The 19,801-nt window shown below is 61.7% G+C and carries 20 protein-coding genes and 1 pseudogene; 6 read left to right on the top strand and 15 right to left on the bottom strand.

Annotated elements, in window-relative coordinates:
- Nucleotides 1-31: 31 nt before the first annotated feature.
- From pyrH to CIT26_RS12480, 7 genes are all read right to left on the bottom strand, one after another.
- Nucleotides 32-754, bottom strand: a complete 723-nt coding sequence (pyrH, locus tag CIT26_RS12510; protein ID WP_095492866.1) for a UMP kinase — start codon at nt 752-754, stop codon at nt 32-34.
- 311 nt (nt 755-1,065) lie between these two features.
- The gene (tsf, locus tag CIT26_RS12505; protein WP_095492865.1) at nt 1,066-1,989 is read right to left on the bottom strand and encodes a translation elongation factor Ts; all 924 of its coding nucleotides are present in this window, start codon (nt 1,987-1,989) and stop codon (nt 1,066-1,068) included.
- Between the two features lie 117 nt (nt 1,990-2,106).
- Nucleotides 2,107-2,904: a 30S ribosomal protein S2 gene (gene rpsB / locus CIT26_RS12500; RefSeq protein ID WP_095492864.1), complete on the bottom strand. Its 798-nt coding sequence runs from the start codon at nt 2,902-2,904 to the stop codon at nt 2,107-2,109.
- 178 nt (nt 2,905-3,082) lie between these two features.
- Nucleotides 3,083-3,694, bottom strand: a complete 612-nt coding sequence (locus tag CIT26_RS12495) for a LysE family translocator (RefSeq protein WP_095492863.1) — start codon at nt 3,692-3,694, stop codon at nt 3,083-3,085.
- Nucleotides 3,691-3,969, bottom strand: coding sequence for a DUF4031 domain-containing protein (locus CIT26_RS12490; protein WP_095492862.1), 279 nt, complete (start codon nt 3,967-3,969; stop codon nt 3,691-3,693). Before CIT26_RS12490 ends, CIT26_RS12495 begins: the two co-directional genes overlap by 4 nt.
- 72 nt (nt 3,970-4,041) lie before the next feature.
- Complete coding sequence (locus CIT26_RS12485; RefSeq protein ID WP_095492861.1) at nt 4,042-5,340, bottom strand: hypothetical protein; 1,299 nt, start codon at nt 5,338-5,340, stop codon at nt 4,042-4,044.
- A 98-nt stretch (nt 5,341-5,438) separates the two neighbouring features.
- A complete protein-coding gene (locus CIT26_RS12480; protein WP_095492860.1) occupies nt 5,439-6,269 on the bottom strand; it encodes a cell envelope integrity EipB family protein in 831 nt (276 codons plus the stop codon).
- A 138-nt stretch (nt 6,270-6,407) separates the two neighbouring features.
- Here CIT26_RS12480 and CIT26_RS12475 point away from each other — a divergent pair, with 138 nt between their 5' ends.
- The 4 genes from CIT26_RS12475 to CIT26_RS12460 all read left to right on the top strand — a co-directional run bounded on the left by CIT26_RS12475 (nt 6,408) and on the right by CIT26_RS12460 (nt 9,429).
- A complete protein-coding gene (locus tag CIT26_RS12475; RefSeq protein ID WP_095492859.1) occupies nt 6,408-6,872 on the top strand; it encodes a RidA family protein in 465 nt (154 codons plus the stop codon).
- 7 nt (nt 6,873-6,879) lie between these two features.
- Nucleotides 6,880-7,608, top strand: coding sequence for a glycerophosphodiester phosphodiesterase (locus CIT26_RS12470; RefSeq protein ID WP_095492858.1), 729 nt, complete (start codon nt 6,880-6,882; stop codon nt 7,606-7,608).
- Between the two features lie 42 nt (nt 7,609-7,650).
- Nucleotides 7,651-8,868 (top strand): GNAT family N-acetyltransferase, encoded by a 1,218-nt coding sequence (locus CIT26_RS12465; RefSeq protein WP_095492857.1) that lies wholly within the window; start codon nt 7,651-7,653, stop codon nt 8,866-8,868.
- 129 nt (nt 8,869-8,997) lie between these two features.
- A complete protein-coding gene (locus tag CIT26_RS12460; protein ID WP_095492856.1) occupies nt 8,998-9,429 on the top strand; it encodes an HIT family protein in 432 nt (143 codons plus the stop codon).
- 85 nt (nt 9,430-9,514) lie between these two features.
- Here CIT26_RS12460 and clpA read toward each other — a convergent pair whose 3' ends face one another.
- The 3 genes from clpA to CIT26_RS12445 all read right to left on the bottom strand — a co-directional run bounded on the left by clpA (nt 9,515) and on the right by CIT26_RS12445 (nt 12,918).
- A complete protein-coding gene (gene clpA, locus CIT26_RS12455; RefSeq protein ID WP_095492855.1) occupies nt 9,515-11,983 on the bottom strand; it encodes an ATP-dependent Clp protease ATP-binding subunit ClpA in 2,469 nt (822 codons plus the stop codon).
- 6 nt (nt 11,984-11,989) lie between these two features.
- Nucleotides 11,990-12,316 carry an ATP-dependent Clp protease adapter ClpS gene (gene clpS, locus CIT26_RS12450; RefSeq protein WP_165848388.1) on the bottom strand — a complete coding sequence of 109 codons (327 nt, stop codon included), beginning with the start codon at nt 12,314-12,316 and terminating at the stop codon, nt 11,990-11,992.
- Nucleotides 12,317-12,588: 272 nt separating this feature from the next.
- Nucleotides 12,589-12,918: a phasin family protein gene (locus CIT26_RS12445; protein ID WP_095492854.1), complete on the bottom strand. Its 330-nt coding sequence runs from the start codon at nt 12,916-12,918 to the stop codon at nt 12,589-12,591.
- 317 nt (nt 12,919-13,235) lie between these two features.
- Here CIT26_RS12445 and CIT26_RS12440 point away from each other — a divergent pair, with 317 nt between their 5' ends.
- Nucleotides 13,236-14,645 (top strand): D-alanyl-D-alanine carboxypeptidase, encoded by a 1,410-nt coding sequence (locus CIT26_RS12440; RefSeq protein ID WP_095492853.1) that lies wholly within the window; start codon nt 13,236-13,238, stop codon nt 14,643-14,645.
- Between the two features lie 45 nt (nt 14,646-14,690).
- Here the strand turns inward: CIT26_RS12440 and CIT26_RS12435 are convergent, their stop codons facing one another.
- The 4 genes from CIT26_RS12435 to CIT26_RS12420 form a co-directional block, all read right to left on the bottom strand.
- The gene (locus tag CIT26_RS12435; protein WP_095492852.1) at nt 14,691-15,389 is read right to left on the bottom strand and encodes a DnaJ domain-containing protein; all 699 of its coding nucleotides are present in this window, start codon (nt 15,387-15,389) and stop codon (nt 14,691-14,693) included.
- The gene (locus tag CIT26_RS12430; RefSeq protein ID WP_167391381.1) at nt 15,389-16,120 is read right to left on the bottom strand and encodes a vWA domain-containing protein; all 732 of its coding nucleotides are present in this window, start codon (nt 16,118-16,120) and stop codon (nt 15,389-15,391) included. The genes CIT26_RS12435 and CIT26_RS12430 overlap by 1 nt, the downstream gene beginning before the upstream one ends.
- A 96-nt stretch (nt 16,121-16,216) precedes the next feature.
- Nucleotides 16,217-16,654 (bottom strand): DUF1489 family protein, encoded by a 438-nt coding sequence (locus tag CIT26_RS12425; RefSeq protein WP_095492850.1) that lies wholly within the window; start codon nt 16,652-16,654, stop codon nt 16,217-16,219.
- Nucleotides 16,655-16,741: 87 nt separating this feature from the next.
- Nucleotides 16,742-18,145, bottom strand: coding sequence for an L-serine ammonia-lyase (locus CIT26_RS12420; RefSeq protein ID WP_095493060.1), 1,404 nt, complete (start codon nt 18,143-18,145; stop codon nt 16,742-16,744).
- A gap of 161 nt (nt 18,146-18,306) precedes the next feature.
- On the opposite strand from CIT26_RS12420, the gene CIT26_RS12415 reads away from it, so the two are divergent.
- Nucleotides 18,307-19,062 carry a DUF599 domain-containing protein gene (locus CIT26_RS12415; RefSeq protein ID WP_095492849.1) on the top strand — a complete coding sequence of 252 codons (756 nt, stop codon included), beginning with the start codon at nt 18,307-18,309 and terminating at the stop codon, nt 19,060-19,062.
- Here CIT26_RS12415 and CIT26_RS12410 read toward each other — a convergent pair.
- Nucleotides 18,999-19,800 (bottom strand): annotated as a pseudogene (locus CIT26_RS12410) (YdcF family protein). The gene CIT26_RS12415 and the pseudogene CIT26_RS12410 sit on opposite strands and share 64 nt — an antisense overlap.
- Between the last annotated feature and the right edge of the window lies 1 nt (nt 19,801).

Raw genomic sequence — 19,801 nt, 5'->3', positions numbered from 1 at the left:
GGAAACCTTCGGTTCGGGATCGGGCTCCCGATCAGTCGTCCGTGACGACCGTGCAACGGCCGCCGCCCCTCAGAATATCACCGAAACCACCCTTCTCGTGGATCGAATAGACGATTATCGGAATGTTGTTTTCGCGCGCAAGTGCAATCGCGGCCGTATCCATGATCGAAAGACCGCGTTTTATGACTTCGCCATGGCTGATGCGCTCAAAGCGTGTCGCGTTTGGGTCCTTCTTGGGATCGGCCGAATAGACGCCGTCAACCTGAGTGCCCTTGAACAGTGCGTCGGCGCCGATTTCCGCCGCGCGCAGCGCCGCGGCCGAATCGGTGGTGAAGAACGGATTGCCGGTGCCGCCGGCGAAGATGACAACCTTGCCCTGGTTCATGTAGGCGGTCGCCTGGCGCTGCGAAAAGCTCTCGCAAAGCTCAGGCATGGCGATTGCCGACAGCACCACCGCGTCGACGCCGATCTTGTTCAGCGAAGTGCGCAGCGCCAGCGAGTTGATGACGGTGGCGAGCATGCCCATGTGGTCACCGGTGACCCGGTCACCTCCCTTGGAAGCAACGGCCACGCCACGAAAGATGTTGCCGCCGCCGATGACGACGCCGACTTCGATGCCCAGGGCGCGGGCCTCGGCGATGTCGGCGGCGATGCGATCGACTACCGACACGTCGATGCCGAAATGCTGCTCGCCCATCAACGCTTCGCCCGACGCTTTCAGCAAGACACGTCGGTAGAGGGGCTTCACCGTCATCTGGTCCTCATTATCGTGCGTGTGACGCGCCTCGGGCTGCCGCCGCGCAGACGCTGCCCGAAACATTGGGTTCCGATACACGAAGGGCGCCGCGATGTCACGCGGCGCCCGAACCGGAAAACTCTCTTCCAGTCGTTAGCTTACGCCGGCAAATGCATCTTGCACGATCAGATCCGGGCACGAGCAGATCCGGCAGATAGCCAGCCGGCTTACCGCCGACAGCCTGGCCTTCATCGATACCGCGCAAGAAATCGGCCGGGCATCCTCGCGGACACCCGGCCGTAAAGTTTTTTCAGAAAATAGAGTGCGGTTTACTTCTTGACCGCCGCCGCGACTTCCGCCGCGAAATCGGTTTCTTCCTTCTCGATGCCCTCGCCGAGCGCGAAGCGCAGATAGGCAGTGATCTTGGCCGGTGCGCCGATTTCCTTTTCGGCATCCGTTAGCGCCTTCTCGACGGTGATGTCGGGATTGAGCACGAAAGCCTGCTTGAGCAGCACGACCTCTTCGTAAAACTTGCGCAGACGGCCCTCGACCATCTTCTCGATGATCGCCTCCGGCTTGCCGGACTGGCGCGCCTGGTCGGCGAAGATCGCCTTCTCGCGCTCGACCGCGGCCGGATCGAGCTGCTCCGTCGTCAGCGCCATCGGGTTGGTGGCGGCGACATGCATAGCGACCTGACGGGCAAATGCGTTGGCCGTCTGCGCGTTGCCTGTCGTCTCGATGGCGACCAGCACGCCGAGCTTGCCAAGGCCGTCGGCAACCGCATTGTGGACGTAGGTTGCGACAGCGCCGTGCTCTACGGTGAGCTTGGCCGAACGGCGGAAGCCAAGATTCTCACCGATCGTGCCGACAGCATCCTTGATGGTGTCGGCGACCGACTTGTCCGAACCCGGATACGGTGCGGCTGCGACGGCCTCGGTCTTGCCGCCATAGGCGAGCGCGACCTTGGCGACGTTGGCGACGATCTCCTGGAAAGCGGCGTTGCGGGCAACGAAGTCGGTCTCGGAGTTGACCTCGACGACCGCCGCCTCGCGGATACCGGAATCGACGCCGATCAGGCCTTCGGCCGCGGTACGGCCGGCCTTCTTGTCGGCCTTGGAAATGCCCTTCTTGCGCAGCCAGTCGACGGCCTCTTCCATGTTGCCGTTGGTCTCGTTCAACGCCGCCTTGCAGTCCATCATGCCCGCGCCGGTCAAGTCGCGGAGTTCTTTGACCTGTGCAGCCGAAATGCTCATTGTCGCCTCTTTGTTTAAAATGCACCGACGCACCACCGGTCCTCGATGATGCGCCTGGCGCCAGCGCTTAGCGCGCCAAAATATGAGAAAGATGAAGGCCGAAACCGGCCTTCGCTGTTACGCTTCCGGTGTCTGGGCGGCCGGTGTCTCGGCGGTCGGCGTCGGCTCGAGTGCCGGCTCGACCGGAGCCTCGGCCAAAGCGCCGACGTCGACGCCGAGCGCGCCCTGCTGGCGAGCGATGCCGTCGATTGCAGCCTTGGCGATCAGATCGCAATAGAGCTGGATGGCACGGGCCGCGTCATCATTGCCAGGGATCGGGAAATCGATCTTGTCCGGGTCGCAGTTGGAATCGATGATGGCGACGACCGGGATGCCGAGGCGCTTGGCCTCAAGGATGGCGATCGCTTCCTTGTTGGTGTCGATCACGAACATCAGGTCGGGGGTCGAGCCCATGTCCTTGATGCCGCCCAGCGCCTTGTCGAGCTTCTCGCGCTCGCGATCGAGGTTGAGGCGCTCCTTCTTGGTGAGCCCCTGGGCCTCGCCGGCCAGCATCTCGTCCAGCTTGCGCAGGCGCTGGATGGAATTCGAGATCGTCTTCCAGTTGGTCATCATGCCGCCGAGCCAGCGGGAGTTGACATAGTACTGGGCCGAGCGCTGCGCAGCGTCGGCGACGATGTCGGACGCTTGGCGCTTGGTGCCGACGAACAGCACGCGGCCACCCTTGGCGACGGTGTCGGAAACCTGCTTCAGCGCCTGGTGCAGCAGCGGCACCGTCTGCGAGAGGTCGATGATGTGGATGTTGTTGCGGGCGCCATAGATATAGGGCGCCATCTTCGGGTTCCAGCGGTGAGTCTGGTGGCCGAAGTGAATGCCAGCTTCCAAAAGCTGGCGCATGCTGAAATCAGGCAGAGCCATTCTTGAGTATCCTTTCCGGTTAGCCTCCACGGACACAGGCATTTCTGGACTTTGTCCTCGAACGCCACCGGAGGTTTCAGCCGGATTTCTCCCGGGCAGACACCAAAGTCCGTGTGTGGAATGAGCGCGCATATAGAGGGGATGCGCGGCAAACGCAAGCGCTGCAGTGTCTTGCGGCTCAGCGTGCGGCGATCAGCGCACCGGTGCCGATCATGGCGCCGCCGGCAAACCTGTTCATCAAGCGCATCCGCCTTGGCGTCTTGAACCAGCTCGAAGCCTGCCCGGCAAGCACCGCATAGACGCCCATAGTGATAATGTTGACGCCGATCACGACCGCAACCACGAGCAGCCCCTCAGCGAAGGTCATTGCGTTGAGATCGAGGATCAACGGCATGATGGAGGCGTGGAACAGGATCGCCTTGGGGTTGCCCAATGCGATGGAGATGCCGAGGTAAAACGATCGAGACAGTCTTGCCTGCGTTACCTCCAGTCCATTCGATCGCGCGGAAGCCGATAGCCACATCCTGATGCCAAGAAACATCAGATAGGCAGCACCCGCATATTTCAGAATGAGAAAAACCCATTCGAAGGTCTGTGCCAGTGCCACCAGACCGAGCAGCGCCAAAGTCACCAGCACCGCGTCGCCAGCGGCGATACCGAGGCCAGCCAGGAACGCGCGAACGAACCCGCGCGAGACGCCGTTGGTAATGACAGTGAATACCGCCGGGCCAGGCGTGGCGGCGGCAAATGTGATCGCAGCGCAGTAAGCCAGAAATGCCGTCAACGTCATGGTCGTATCTTCCCCTTCGGCACCCGGACACGCCGGAAAACAGCAACGATCTCTTCGCGGCTGCATTCGATGGCGCCTAGCCGCACCGCGCGGTCGCGCTCGAAGCCGGTTATGTCATAATGCGGCGCCGATGTCTTCGGCGGTCCCTGATAGGACGAACGCTTGATGCCGAGCTGTGCTGCAAAACGATGCAGCTCATCGGTGTCGTCGGCCAGCAGGTGACACCAGCGGTGGCCGACCCATTTCCAGATCGCCGCGTCGACATAAACCGCCATGAGGCTTGCCGCACTCCTTCATCTTGCGCCGACCAGCGGAGCCGCAGTTCACCTGGGGCCAGGATCCAAACGTTAGCGATGATAGAAGGGATTCGGATAGAAAATGAAGCCGCCGGCGGCTTCGAGTTCGGCTACTGTCGTGGTGACAGCCGCCTGCAGACGGCTGTGCAGTTCGGCGAGCGCATCGTCGATCGAGCCCGGAAAGGCGTGCAATCCCAACGGTTCCGGCACCCGGATATGCGCGCAGCGCGGCCCGGCCGGCTGCGGCACGAAGCGGTTGATCGTGTCGCGCAGCGTGCCCTTGCAATAGTCGTTGCGGATGCGCTTCAGATGTTCGGCGATCTCCTCTTGCGTAATGCGCGAGTTGGCTGAGGCCCACGGTCCGACGCGTTGGAGACGCTGGATCGTGTCCGCCAGAGTGCGGACCTGTTTTTGTCTCTCAGCGTCGCCGGTGTTTTCCCGCAGCCAGCGGCGCGACCGGCGCAAAAGCTCGGCGAACTCGTTGGCGCTGGGATCGACCGAAATACCCTCCCCCAGGCGCCGGCTCAATTCGAGCAGCAGTTGCGTCTGACGCGCTGCATACGAAGCCCGTTCGTCGGGCACCATGCCACAGGCAATCTCATCGCGCGACAGCAGCGTCGCATAGATATGGTGGACGCGCTCCGGCAGCGTATCGGCGGCACGGCGTTCGATCTTCAGGCTCTTCTCGACATAGGCGCATTCCTGCGCCAGCGCCGGCTCGACATTTTTGGTGAAGGCGAGCTTCCAGACAACCGGCGCGATCCAAACCCTAGAATCCTGATCCGTGGCGCGACCGCGCTTGAGCGCTTCGAACCCCATCTCGACCGCCCCCGGAAGAAGCGGACCGACGACATTGGCATGCCAGCCGACGCCGCCTTCAGGATGCAAGAGAACACCATGCCCCTTCAGCGCCCAGGCGATCGAGTGTTCCTTGGCAGCCCCACTGTTGCCGGGAATCTGGGCGATCAGATTGTTGGCCAGCCAGAATTTCTGCATGATCCGGCCGAGGCCGTTGACGACGCCATGCGTGGCCCAGGATGCCGCGAGCGGACTGACCTGAGAGACGATCTCCTTGTCGATCATCCAGTCGGTAAAGAATTCCGGATGGTTGGGCGTGATGAACGTCGCCTTGCCGGCGCCGCAACAGGCCTTCAGCCGCTGCCGGTCGTCGTCGGGAAAGTCGATATGACGGACATTGGCGACGCCGCGCAATCCGGCCAGGCGGTTGAACGGCAACAGGTCGCGAAACCCGGGAATGCCATGCAGCATGACAACCCGGTTGACTACAGTCATGATCCTGATCAGCGCCGGATTGGGCCTCGGCGCCACGAACACATCGATTCTGCTCAACCCACCCCCCGATCGACCCATCGGCGTAGAAGTTGAGATGCAATTGCGGCGTGTTCAAGTCATTCGCCGCCGCCTTGCAGGCGTGGTTAACCTGAAGCCTATTTCGGCGGACAGGCTTTCGACTGATCGAACAACGACAGATTGACCAGCTTGCCGGTCATCGAGAACTCGCCATAGTCCATGACGAGGTCGCGCGTGATGCCGTTGTCATGCAGCTTGAAGCTGATCCGGTACTCCGGCACCTCCTCGCCTGACTTGTCGGTGCCGTCGAAATAGGCGATGTCGACTGGCCAGTATTTGTCGGTGGCGAGTTTCGCCAGTGCCGGCGCTTCCGGATCAGCCTTGTCGGCATCGGCTTTCTTGCCGACGACGACGGTGGTGGTCATCACCTTGTCGGCATCTTCCGAGCCGTCGAACAGGTTGGTTTCGTAGAAATTTTCGCCCTTTTCGGCCTTGTCGATCAGTTCGGCCAGATGCTGGGTCGGAAACTGGGTGGCGGCGAGTTCAAGGCTGCTCTTCTCCGGCTTGTCGATGTCGACCTTGAGGCCCTTCGCCTCCTTCGTCGCGGTGCCCTTGACCTCCTTGTCGAGGTTCTGGTCGACGAAGGATTTTGTCACGAACGAGAACGTCTTGCCTTCGGCGTCCTCGAAAGTGGTCGTCTGCTGGTCGGTCAGCTTTGTTGCATTGTCGTTGGTGGCAATCTGGGTGACGAAGCGGAACTTCACCGTGTAGCCTTCGCAAGGCGAACCGTTGAACTCATAGACCATGCGGCCGGAAATGCCGGTGATGCCGGAGCGATCGGAGGCTTTGTCCAGGCTCAGATCATAAACCGCGCGATGCGCCTGCAGCACCGGTACGGCAAAAGCCGGCGCCATCGAGAACACCGCCGGCAGCAGGACGGCGTGGAATGCGAGGCGTGTTGCGCGCATGAGGGGCTCCGATCATCGCGCCTGATGGCAGGCCGCAGGGAAAGAGGGTCCAGCTTAAAAAAAGTCGTGGCGGAAGCGAGGCAAAAATAGCAATTTCGGCCCGGCCTGCGCGGCGTCATCAAGCAATAGGGAAATACCATGAGTGAAACAATCGAAAAGCGGCTAAGCGATCTCGGCGTGACGCTTCCGGTCGCCGCCGCGCCCGCCGCCAACTACGTGCCCTATTCCAGGTCGGGCAATCTGCTGTTCACCGCCGGGCAGCTGCCGCTCAGCGAGGGCAAGCTGCAGGCGAGCGGGCTGCTCGGCCGCGATGTCGACACCGCAAGCGGCAAGGAAGCGGCAAAATACTGCGCGATCAACATATTGGCGCAGGCCAAGGCAGCCCTTGGCGATCTCGAGAAAATCCGCCGCCTGGTGAAGATCACCGTCTTCGTCGCCTCGGCGCCGGATTTTGTCGAACAGCACCTGGTTGCCAACGGCGCCTCGGATTTTCTGGTTGCAGTGCTCGGCGATCACGGCAAACATGCCCGCTCCGCCGTCGGCGCCGCCTCCCTGCCGCTTAATGCCGCAGTGGAAATCGAAGCCATTTTCGAAGTCGAATGAGCCTGTCATGACCGATCTTTCCTGGCTGACCGCCAGACCCGTTGCCCATCGCGGGCTCCACGACATGAACAAGACGCGCTGGGAGAACACGCTTTCCGCCTTTGCCGCGGCAGCCGAACGCGGCTATGCGATCGAATGCGATGTGCATCTGTCGTCTGACCGCATCCCGGTCGTCATTCACGACAGCGATCTGAAGCGGCTGACCGGCCAGGACGGCTTCGTCTGGCAGCGAACGGCAGCGGAGATGACGGCGCTCAGGGTTGGCGGCACATCAGACCATCTGCCGACTCTGCAGCAGGCACTCGACCTGGTCGATGGTCGTGTGCCGATGGTCGTCGAGCTGAAAGGGGTCCCCGGCCGGGACGAAGGCTTGGTGGAAAGCGTCGGCAAGATGCTCAAGCACTACAAGGGCAAGGCGGCGATCATGTCGTTCGACCACTGGCTGATCCGCGATTTCCCGAAACACGCGCCCGGCATTCCGGGCGGGCTGACCGCTTATGGCAATGACGTCAAGCTGATCGAGGCGCATTTCGCCATGCTGGCGCACGACATCGCCTTCGCCTCCTACGCCGCCGGCGACCTGCCGAACCGGTTTGTCAGTTTCGTGCGCGAAAGGCTCAAAATGCCGGTCATCACCTGGACCGTGCTCGACCAACCGGCCGTCGACTTGACCTTTAGATACGCCGACCAAATGACATTCGAAGGATTCGAACCCGATCTTGTACAGGTCGCTTGAAACCGAGCTTGCATGGACCGGCACGGAGCTTAAATAAGCCTCATGGATCAAGGCGATGAAGGCGACGGGCAAACGGCGAATGGAGCGTATGCGATTCGGGTTGCCTCCGGCATCGGAGCCTTCACCTGCGCGGAATGGGATGGCCTCGGCGGTACCGCACGCGGCGATACAGAAAACGGCTACAACCCCCTCGTTTCATTCGCTTTTCTGAGCGCGCTTGAGGATTCGGGCTGCGCCGTGCGGCGCACCGGCTGGCAGGGCCATCATCTCAGGCTGGAGACAGCGCAGGGAAAGCTGCTCGGTGCCGTTCCCTGCTACCTGAAATCGCACAGCCAGGGCGAGTATGTTTTCGATCACGGCTGGTCGGATGCGTTCGAGCGCGCCGGCGGGCGTTACTACCCAAAACTGCAATGCGCCGTGCCGTTCACGCCGGTCACCGGTCCTCGCCTGCTGGTCAACAAGGGCGAGGACAGTCGCGCCGTGAAAGCCGGCTTGGCAGCAGGCCTGAAGGCGGTGACCGACAAGCTCGGCGTTTCTTCCGCGCACGTAACCTTCGCGCAGCAGAAGGATGTCGGGGCGCTGGAAGCGGCGGGCTTCCTGCACCGCACCGACCAGCAGTTCCACTTCTTCAATGAAGGTTATTCGACCTACGACGATTTTCTCGCCACTCTGGCATCGCGCAAGCGCAAGGCAATGAAGAAGGAGCGGCGCGAGGCGCTCGCTCACGGCATTTCGATCGACTGGCTGACCGGCAGGGATCTCACCGAAAGGATCTGGGACGACTTCTTTGCCTTCTACATGGATACCGGCAGCAGAAAATGGGGGCGGCCCTACCTCAGCCGCGAGTTTTTCTCGATGATCGGCGAGCGCATGGCCGACGACATCCTGCTGGTGATGGCCAAGCGCAATGGACGCTACATTGCCGGCGCTATCAATTTCATCGGTTCCGATGCGCTCTACGGCCGCAACTGGGGCTGCATCGAAGACCATCCGTTCCTGCATTTCGAGGTCTGCTATCACCAGGCGATCGACTTCGCGATCGACCGTAAGCTGAAAGTGGTCGAAGCGGGCGCGCAAGGCGAGCACAAGCTGGCGCGCGGCTATAGGCCGGTGACCATGCATTCCGCGCATTACATCGCGCATCCGGGCTTGCGCAACGCGGTCGCCGATTATCTCAGGCGCGAGCGGCGCGAAGTGGAGCGGATGAGCGACTATCTTGAAGAGCACACGCCGTTCCGCAAGGATATGGCGGACAATTAGGGCGACGTGCGTCCAATTGGACGCACAAAGTACGCTCTAACACTTTGAATCTCCGCATCGTACTTCCGAAAATCGATTCCGATTTTCGGGTCGATACGGTAGAGCAAGGCACAATCCGGAGCGCACGCCATGGCCGAAGCCACCTACGACAGCAACAATATCTTCGCGAAAATCCTGCGCGGTGAAATCCCGTCGCATCGCGTCTATGAAGATGACGCAGTTGTCGCCTTCATGGATTTGATGCCGCAAGGGCCGGGTCATACGCTGGTTGTGCCGAAGGCGCCGTCGCGCAACCTGCTCGATGCCGATCCGGCAGTGTTCGGCCCGCTCTTCGCAAATGTCCAGAACGTTGCGCGGGCAGTAAAAAAGGCCTTCGATGCCGATGGTGTCACAGTCATGCAGTTCAACGAGCCTGCTTCGGGCCAGACCGTCTTTCACCTCCATGTTCACATCATTCCACGCTTCGAGGGCATCCCCTTGAAGCCGCATAGCGGCCAGATGGAGAAGCCAGAAGTGTTGGCTGAGAACGCCGGCAAGATACGAGCGGCGCTGGGGACCTGAAGCCGGGCGTCGCACACAACGCCTTCGGCCACTCTTTATCCAATAAAAAAAGCCCCGTTGCCGGGGCTTTTTAGCTTTCAGGTCATCACCCCTTGCGGGGCAGTTGCGGCACCAGGCTGCGCTTGCCGCCATCCTTGCCCTTAGGCTCCGCCTTCTGCGCGATCGCCTTTTTCGCGATGGGCTTCTTGATGGCAGCTTTCTTGGGCTTCGGGGTGTCGTCCGGTTCTTCCTTCTTCGGCTTGACCGGCGCCTCGTCGGCGAGTGACTCGAGCTTCAGGCCGGTCTCGCCGGTCTCCTTCTTCTCGACGGTGACGCGCACCGTGCCGCCCTTCTTGAGCTTGCCGAACAGCACCTCGTCGGCCAGCGGCTTCTTGATGTGCTCCTGGATGACGCGGCCGAGCGGCCGTGCTCCCATGCGCTCGTCATAGCCCTTCTCGGCCAGCCAGGCGATCGCCTCCTGCGACAGGTCGAAGGTGACGCCACGCTCGGAGAGCTGGGCCTCGAGCTGCATGACGAACTTCTGCACCACCTGGTGGATGACCGGAATCGGCAGCGAGCCGAACGGGATGATCGCATCGAGACGGTTGCGGAACTCCGGCGTGAACAGCCGGTTGATCGCCTCGACATCGTCGCCTTCGCGCTTGGTCGAGCCGAAACCGATCGCCGCGCGCTGCGCATCCGAGGCGCCCGCGTTGGTGGTCATGATCAGGATGACATTGCGGAAGTCGATCTGCTTGCCGTTGTGGTCGGTCAGCTTGCCGTGGTCCATGACCTGCAACAGGATGTTGAACAGGTCCGGATGCGCCTTCTCGACCTCGTCCAGCAACAGCACGCAATGCGGATGCTGGTCGACGCCGTCGGTCAGCAGGCCGCCCTGGTCGAAGCCGACATAGCCGGGAGGCGCGCCGATCAGCCGCGAGACGGTGTGGCGCTCCATATATTCGGACATGTCGAAGCGGATCAGCTCGACACCGAGCGAGGCGGCGAGCTGCTTTGCCACTTCGGTCTTGCCGACGCCTGTCGGTCCCGAGAACAGATAGGAGCCGATCGGCTTCTCCGGTTCGCGCAGGCCGGCCCGCGCCAGCTTGATCGCCGAGGTCAACGCCGTGATCGCGGTGTCCTGACCGTAGACGACGCGCTTCAGCTCGACGTCAAGGCCGGCCAGCACCTTCTCGTCGTCGGCGGAAACCGTCTTCGGCGGAATGCGGGCGATGGTGGCGATCGTCGCTTCGATCTCCTTGATGCCGATGGTCTTCTTGCGCTTGGCCTCCGGCACCAGCATCTGCGAGGCGCCGGTCTCGTCGATCACGTCGATCGCCTTGTCCGGCAGCTTGCGGTCATTGATGTAGCGCGCCGACAATTCGACCGAAGCCTTGATCGCCTCAGCCGTGTAGCGAACCTTGTGGAACTCCTCGAAATACGGCTTCAGACCCTTCATGATCGCGATGGCGTCCTCGATGGTCGGCTCGTTGACGTCGATCTTCTGGAAGCGCCGCACCAAGGCGCGGTCCTTCTCGAAGAACTGGCGGAACTCTTTGTAGGTGGTCGAGCCGATGCAGCGGATCGTTCCGGACGACAGCGCCGGCTTCAACAGGTTCGACGCATCCATGGCGCCGCCCGACGTCGCCCCTGCCCCGATCACGGTGTGGATCTCGTCGATGAACAGCACCGCGCCCGGATAATCCTCGAGTTCCTTGACGACCTGCTTCAGCCGCTCCTCGAAATCGCCGCGATAGCGGGTGCCGGCCAGCAATGTTCCCATGTCGAGCGCGAAGATGGTGGCATTGTGCAGCACTTCAGGCACGTCGCCCTCGACGATGCGCTTGGCAAGGCCTTCGGCGATCGCCGTCTTGCCGACGCCTGGGTCGCCGACATAGAGCGGATTGTTCTTGGAGCGGCGGCACAGCACCTGGATGGTGCGGTTGATCTCGGACTCGCGGCCGATCAGCGGATCGATCTTGCCGGCCTTTGCCTTGTTGTTCAGATTGACGCAATAGGCGGTCAACGCGTCCTGCTGCTGCTTTTTCTTGCCGCCGTCCTCTTGCGGCTCGGCTCCGCTCTGGCCGCCCTGCTCGTCGTCGGCGCCGCGCGGCGACCGCGTCTCGGATGCGCCGGGACGCTTGGCGATGCCATGCGAGATGTAGTTGACCGCGTCGTAGCGGGTCATCTGCTGCTCCTGCAGGAAATAGGCGGCATGGCTCTCGCGCTCGGCGAAGATGGCAACGAGCACGTTGGCGCCGGAGACTTCCTCGCGGCCGGACGACTGAACATGGATCACCGCACGCTGGATGACGCGCTGGAAACCGGCCGTCGGCTTGGAATCCTCGTCGTAGCCGGTGACGAGATTGTCGAGCTCGGTGTCGATATAGGTGAGAACCGTATGCTTCAGCTCGTCGAGATCGACGTTGCAGGCGCGCATGACCGCGGCCGCCTCGGTGTCGTCGATAAGGGCGAGCAGCAAATGTTCAAGGGTTGCGTATTCGTGGTGCCGCTCATTGGCGAGCGTCAGCGCCTGGTGAAGCGCCTTTTCCAGGCCTTGGGAGAAAGCCGGCATGTTACCTCACTTCTTCTCCATCACGCATTGCAGCGGATGCTGATTCTGTCGGGCGAAATCCATGACCTGAGACACTTTGGTCTCGGCCACCTCGAATGTATAGACCCCGCACTCGCCCACTCCATGATTGTGAACATGGAGCATGATGCGGGTGGCGGCTTCACGGTCCTTCTGGAAAAAACGCTCCAGCACGTGAACCACGAATTCCATGGGCGTGTAGTCGTCGTTGAGAATGAGGACCCGATAAAGGCTAGGCTTCTTGATCTTGGTCTTGGTGCGCGTGATGACGGCCGTGCCGCGACCGGCCTCATTGCCGTCGCTGCCGTTTTGCATCCGCACTACATCTCTCGTGGCAGTCAAACCAATCGTCACGTAGCCCTGCCTTTTCGAATCCCCATATGAGTTCGACATGTAGGTCTTCGATGGACGATTTTAAGCCCTTCTGTTTAGCTGACAATATGGCTAGGTGGCCAAACTTGACCGATTTTTCGAAATCGTGAAGGCAGCAGAGCCCTGTGATTTCAAATTGCCATGAAAAAACCCGGCCGCGCGTTCGCGACCGGGTCTGTCTTGCAGGCCCGAGGGCCATCTTCACGTTAGCGAGATTATTTCGCTGTTGCGACCATTGATTCGAACGGCTTGTAGGCTTCTTTGGCGAGGTCGGCATAGAGATCGCCGAGCTTGGTGGCTTCGGTGACGAAGGCTTCGTACGACTGCTTGGCAAAATCGGACTGGATCTCGATCGCCTTCTCCAGCGACTTGGCCGACAAAAGTTTCTCGGCTGCTGCGCTGCCGGCCTCGAAGCTTTTCTTGGTGTACTCGCCCGCCTCGGTGGCGATGGCCTGCGCACCCTTGGAAAGGGATGCGAAGCTCTTCAAGCCAGTGTCGGCAAACTCCTTGCCGTATTTGCTGAAATCTTCATAGGTCTGGGTCATTTCACGCTCCCTTGACAGTTGCCGTTGAACGGTGGACGCGCCCTGTCCGGGGCCGCGTTGTGCAATGCAAGTTATATATTGTGCACTGCACAAAAAGTCAATGTTTCACCGAGCGCGGTTCCAGCCGACCGGCGCGGCATACAGGCCCAGCCACCGACAATGGCTAAAATTCGAATAAAGAGAAGCTCAAGCCCGAAGAAAATGGTGAACACGGTGGTTACCATAAACGGATTGGTAACGCTGACCGCGATAGCTTGGCTTGAAGTGAGGCAGGACCTTTGCCGCCTCCAGCAACAAAAAATTCAAAGGAACCATCGGTGCGTCAGGCGTTGTCGGGCATTCTCTCCAAATCCTCGTCCTCTTTGAAAATGATCATGATCCTCGCTTTGGCGATGACATTCGTCGTTGCCGACGCTGCTTCGTCCATGGCAGCGAGGTCGGCGGCCATCGTCATCGATGCCAAGACCGGCAAGGTGCTTTATTCTTCGAATGCCGATGGTCGCCGCTATCCGGCCTCGCTCACCAAGATGATGACGCTTTACCTGGCCTTCGAGGCCATGGCGAACGGCAAGATCAGCAAGAACTCCAGGGTCGTCTTCTCGGCCAATGCTGCTGCTGAACCGCCGACGAAACTCGGCGTCAGACGGGGCGGCGCGATCACGGTCGAGACCGCGATCCTGTCGATGGTGACCAAGTCGGCAAACGATTCGGCAACAGCGCTCGGCGAGCTTCTCGGCGGCAATGAAGCCAATTTCGCCCACATGATGACAGCCAAGGCGCGGGCGCTGGGCATGAAGGGGACCGTTTTCCGCAACGCCCACGGCTTGCCAAATCCCGGTCAATTCACGACCGCGCGCGACATGGCGGTGCTCGGCATCGCGCTGCGGGAGCATTTTCCCCAGTATTACGGCTATTTCTCGCAGCGTTCCTTTCTCTACGGCCGCAAGCGCATCAACGGCCATAACCGCCTGCTTGGGCGCATCAAGGGCGTCGACGGCATCAAGACCGGTTATACCCGCGCCTCCGGCTACAATCTCGTTTCCTCGGTCGACGACGGCGATCGCCGCATCGTAGCGGTGATCATAGGCGGGAAATCCGGCGGCAGCCGCGACAACCAGATGGCCGCATTGATCAACACCTATATGCCGAAGGCGTCCTCGCGCGGCAGCGGCATGCTGATCGCCAAGGCCGGCGGCGGCAACCCGATCACCGCTCTGACAAAAGTGTTCCTGCCCAAGCGCGACGCGCCGATGCCGGACAGCAGGCCGGACGACGATGCCCCGGACGGCGATGCCATTGCCTCGCTAGTTGAGGAAACCGAGCCCGCCGTTGAAGAAACCATCCCCGTCGTCCAGACCAGGCCCGTCTCTCAGACCAAGAAGGTCAACACAGTGGCCACGGCGGACGATGTGGCGACGGCACGGGTCGCAGCAGCCTACGCCGAACCGGCGGCGGTCGATCCCGTCAACACGGCATCGGTGCCGTCCGGCTGGGCAGTCCAGGTCGCCTCTTCGCCAAAACAATCCGAAGCCCAGGCTCTCCTGGACGAGACGAGCAAGCAGGCGCCTTCGATCCTCGCCGATGCCACAGGCTTCACCGTCGCCTTCGAAAAGGACGGCGTCACCTACTACCGCGCCCGGTTCGGCTTTGGTTCGAAGTCTGCTGCCTGGAAAGCCTGCAACGCCCTGAAGAAAAAGAAAATCGAGTGCTACGCCGTCCAGCAATAGACGGCGTCGAAAACATCTCCCGGAAAAATTCTGCGTCGAAGGAGACTAGTTGTGATCGGAGAGCAAGACGTCCTTGGCTTCATTGATCCGCGCCGCCAGAAAAGAAGTGCCGCCGATATCGGGGTGCAGGCGCTGCATCAGGCGGCGGTGCGCCTTGCGGACATCCGCCGCGGCGGCCCCCGCTTCAAGACCAAGGATCTTGTAGGCCTCCTCCTTAGTCATGGCGCCAGAACCTGGCGAAACACCCAGCCCGTCGCCACCATTCGCCTCAGAGTCTTTGCGCCAGATGGGAAATCTGCCGTCAAGATACGTCTCTAGCAACTGGCGGCTCTCCGGGTCGCCGGGGAGTTCGCGATAAAGCTGCTGCAATTCCGCAAGGCTCATCGTGCCAAGCATCTTGCCTTCATGGCGGCCGGCGAGCACGAGCCCCTCCAGACTGCCGGTATCGTGATCAAGCTCCATTTCGAGTGCCGCAGTGCGCACCGTCGAATGCTTGCCCGGCTCCAGTTTCGCCGTCGGCCGCTTCATCCGCATGGAGCCATACCAGGCGAGCGCCGTCGACAGGATCAAGCCGCCGATGCCTTCGCGTCCGACCAGAAGCACGGCGACGCCGATCAGCGCCAGCAGGACAGGCCCAAGTGTTCTCATCCCGCTTGCGAGTCTCGCGGGGTCGGCGCGGAGAAAGACCGTGGCCGCGCCGAGCAGCACCAAAAGCAACGCCACGAATGCGATAATCGCGCCCATTATTTCCTGCCACCCCGCAGATGCTCGATCATCAGCCGGTCTTCCGGCCTGCCCCTCGCCTCCAGCGCCTTCAGCCCGCCGGTTGCAAACACGGCGACCGCGGAAAGCAGGCTGGCCAAGGTTGCGGCGGCCCGCCGATCAAATCGGAACCAAGCACCTTTGGACAGCCGCGCAATTTCCTTAAATGCCTTTTCTGCGCCGGCATCATGGCCCTCCTGAAAGACGAAGACAGGAACGCCGTGCAGGCCGAGGCTGCCGGCCTTTTCGGCCAGATCGTCTATGTTTTCTTCCATCGCATCGCCGATATAGACCAGCGCGTTGACCTTGGCCGCCGCCGTCTGTTTCAGCGCATGGGCCAGCACCTTGCCGATCTGGGTATGACCACTGCGGCATTCGATCCGCGTCATCAGCTGCTTCAGCGCGTCCGTATCTGTGACGAATGCGGATGAGCGGCACTCGCCAAGACCACGAAAATAAACCAATTGAACCTTGAGCGCTCCGGCCTTGCCGACGGCGTCGAACATCTCCCCCTGCAGCGCACAGGCCAGGTCCCAGGTCGGCTGGCGGCTCATCGTCGCGTCGAGCGAGAGAATCAGCCTGCCAGAACCGGTCGCGGACGCAGCGAGCGTCCTTGCCTGACGGATAAAGGCGTCGATCTCGCCGGTGCTCGATTGGGGTTCGACCGGCGCAGGATTGGCCTTTGCGGGCACGGGCTGCTTCTTGTCGCTCATCACATTCAAGATGTGGCGTTGTCGCACAGCTTGCAAGCCCAGCATGAGGCGCTTTGAAGAGCCAGGATCGCGGCAGCTTTGAATTTGGGGGCTTTCCTAGAGAAGGCCGAGATCGGCAAGCTCGCGCCTGAGTTTCGGCGGCATCTCGACCAAGCCCGCCTTACCCTTGCCGAGATCGGCCGGTGCGTCCGACGGTTTCAGGTAGCGCCAGCCTTGAAAGGCGCGGCGCGGCTGCCATTCGGTGCGCACGACCGCGGGATCGAGCATCAGATGACAGCGGCCGATGCCGTCGTCATCGGTGAAAGGACGGATCTCCGTGATCAACTGGCGGCATTGCACATTGCCCTTGATCACCCAGTAGAGGGAACCGCCATCGGTGACCTCGGCGCCGCGCGTCGGCATCATGCGGGTGGTGTGGTAGTGCTCGACCGGTTCACCGGCGCGCCGCCGTTCGTCGAGGCGGAAGGCGATCCACTCTTCGAGGTCCTCGACGCTGTCGCAGCCGACACAGAGCTTTATGAGATTGAGAGACATGGATTAAGGTTTAGTCCGGCGTGCGAAGGCGTCAACGGTCGGGTCGACTTTCTCCACAGTGCCAGTGTTCGCAGTGCCGGGTCTGGGTCAGCATTCCACGATATTGACGGCCAGTCCGCCGAGGCTGGTTTCCTTGTATTTCTCGTTCATGTCGAGGCCGGTCTGGCGCATGGTCTCGATTGCGGCATCGAGCGGCACGAAATGAACGCCGTCGCCCTTGATGGCCAGCGAAGCAGCGGTCACCGCCTTGACGGCGCCGAGCGCGTTGCGCTCGATGCAAGGCACCTGCACCAGCCCACCGACCGGATCGCAGGTCATGCCGAGATGATGTTCAAGCGCGATCTCGGCGGCGTTCTCGACCTGCTCGGGCGTGCCGCCCATGACGGCGCACAGCCCCGCTGCCGCCATCGCCGAGGCCGAACCGACCTCGCCCTGGCAGCCGACTTCGGCGCCCGAGATCGAAGCGTTGGTCTTGATGATGCCGCCGATCGCCGCCGCGGTCAGCAGGAAATCGCGGATGCTTGGCTGGTCGGCCTCGGGATGGAAATGCAGCCAGTAGCGCAGCACCGCGGGCAGCGTGCCTGCAGCACCATTGGTCGGCGCGGTGACGACGCGCCCGCCGGCGGCGTTCTCCTCGTTCACCGCCATGGCATAGATCGACAGCCAGTCGTTGGCGAGCAGCGGATTGGGCCGGTTCTGCTGCCACTGCTCCTGCAGCTTGTCATGCAATCGCCGCGCGCGTCGGCGCACCTTCAACCCACCCGGCATGATGCCGTCCTGCGACAGGCCACGCTCGATGCAGCTCTTCATGGCGCTCCAGATGCCGTCGAGGCCAGCGTCGAGTTCCTCGCGCGGCATCTGCGTCTCTTCGTTGACGCGCTTCATGTCGGCGATGGAAAGGCCGCTTTTCGCCGCCATCGACAGCATCTCGACGGCGTTCTTGAAGGGATATGGAACCTTCTTGCCTTCCGTCGTCACCGAGCCCTTCACCTTCATCCGCTGCAGTTCTTCCTCGGAAACCACGAAGCCGCCGCCGATCGAATAATAGATGCGCTTGAGCAGCAGGCGATCGTCGGCATCATAGGCGGAGAAGGCCATGCCATTGGCGTGGCCGGAAAGCGGCGTCTTGCGGTCCAGCACCAGGTCCGTTGCCGGGTCGAAGCGATAGGAGGGATGGCCGGGCGGCGAAATCCGCTTATCGGCGGCAATACGGTCGACGATGCTGTCCGCCTGATCGGGGTCCACCGTCTGCGGCATCTGGCCGGCAAGGCCGAGCACGACGGCACGATCGGAACCATGGCCGATGCCGGTATAGGCAAGCGAGCCGTGCAGGCTGGCAGCGACGCGGTCGACCTTGGCGCCGGCCGGGCGTGGCCAGTCATCTCCCGCGACCTCGTCGAGAAAACGCCGGGCAGCCGTCATCGGCCCCATCGTGTGCGAACTCGATGGTCCAATGCCGATCTTGAACAGGTCGAAAACCGAAAGGAACACGCGCCGCTCTCTCCTATTGGAATTTACATATAGGAATTCCTGTGATGTTTCCGCTCTTTCGAAGATCGCGGCGCTGCACGTGCCGACCTTATTTGCTCCGGCAGCGACATCATTGCGTTCCGCCATCGAAGCGGCGCCACCGCTTGTGGTAAAAGGGTCGCATGGGCGATTCCTTTCATTTGTCGACGGCCGACCTCGTGGCGCTGGCCTTCTTCCTTTTCGTATGGGTGCTGCATACGCTCGCCTCCGACGGGAAGCTGGTCAGCCGCATGTCGCTGACGACAGCGATGAACGTCCAGCGCGAAGCCTGGATGCGGACCATGGCCGAACGCGAGATCCGCATCGTCGACACCGCCATTATGGCAGGTCTTCAACAGGGAACCGCCTTCTTCGCCTCCAGTTCGCTGATTGCGATCGGCGGCTGTTTTGCCCTGGTCGGCGCCTCCGATCAGGTTGTTTCGATGCTGAGCGATCTGCCGCTCGGCGCGACATCATCCCGCTCCGCCTTTCAGATGAAGGTGTTCGGATTGGTGCTGATCCTTGCCTATTCCTTTTTCAAGTTCGGCTGGGCCTACCGGCTGTTCAACTATTGCTCGATCCTGATCGGTGCGGTGCCGATCCCGCACGGCGAGGCTTCACGCAACCCGGTCAGCGAAACCGCGGTATGGCGGGCCGCGCGCATGAACATGCTGGCCGGAAAACATTTCAATTCCGGCATGCGCGGCGTCTTCTTCTCGATCGGCTATCTCGGCTGGTTCGTCGACCCAACGGTGTTCGTACTGTCGACGCTGCTGTTGCTGGCGGTTCTGGTGCGTCGCCAGTTCTTCTCGGCGGCGCGGCAAGCCGTGATCGGTCAGCCGCCCGAACCAACACCCGGTCCGGGGAAAAGCCGATCGATGCGGCCCGACAGCCAGTAGGCGACGAGCCCGATCCATTCGCGGACCGCCGTGCTGGCGGTTTGCAGCGAACCGAAGGGATCGTCGCGGAACAGGCCGATGCCTTCCTTGCCGGAGGTGCGGTAATCGACCGGCCAAGGAATGGTGGCAAAGCCGGCCTTGTCGAACAGCGCCTTGGCGCGCGGCATGTGGAAGGCCGAGGTCACCAGCAGCCAGGTCTCGCCCGGTTTCGGGGTGACAAAGTTCCCGGGTGAAGACGGCGTTCTCGTAAGTGTTGCGGGATTTTTTCTCGAGGATCAGCCGATCGGCCGTCACGCCAAGCGCGGCGAACAGACGCGGCGCCGTCTCTGCATCGCCCTCGCCTTCGCCGATCATTGCGATGGTGCCCCCTGAGATGACGACTTTCGCTGTCGGAACATGCCGTGCCAGCACGGCCGCCGCGAGCATCCGATCGCCGCTTGCACTCAGTTCATAGCCGCCGCGCACGAAATTGATGGCGCCCTCCATGCCGCCGCCGAGAACGACGATGCCATCGACCTTTTCCGGCAGCGGCGGGCGCGGAAACCGCTCTTCGAGCGGGTTGAGCATCAGCGAGGTCCAGGTCGAGAGGGCGAGGATGAGAAAGGCCAGCCAGCTGCCGGTGGCAAACAGCTTTCTACGCCCCACCAAGGCGGCAAGCAACGCAACCAGCAGCAGGATGATCGCCAGATTCAACGGCTGGACGAGGAGCCAAAATACCTTGGAAAGATAGTAGAACATC

The sequence above is a fragment of the Mesorhizobium temperatum genome (assembly GCF_002284575.1).
Classification (GTDB): Bacteria; Pseudomonadota; Alphaproteobacteria; order Rhizobiales; family Rhizobiaceae; genus Mesorhizobium; species Mesorhizobium temperatum.
This window is presented reverse-complemented; position numbering and strand designations above follow the sequence as displayed.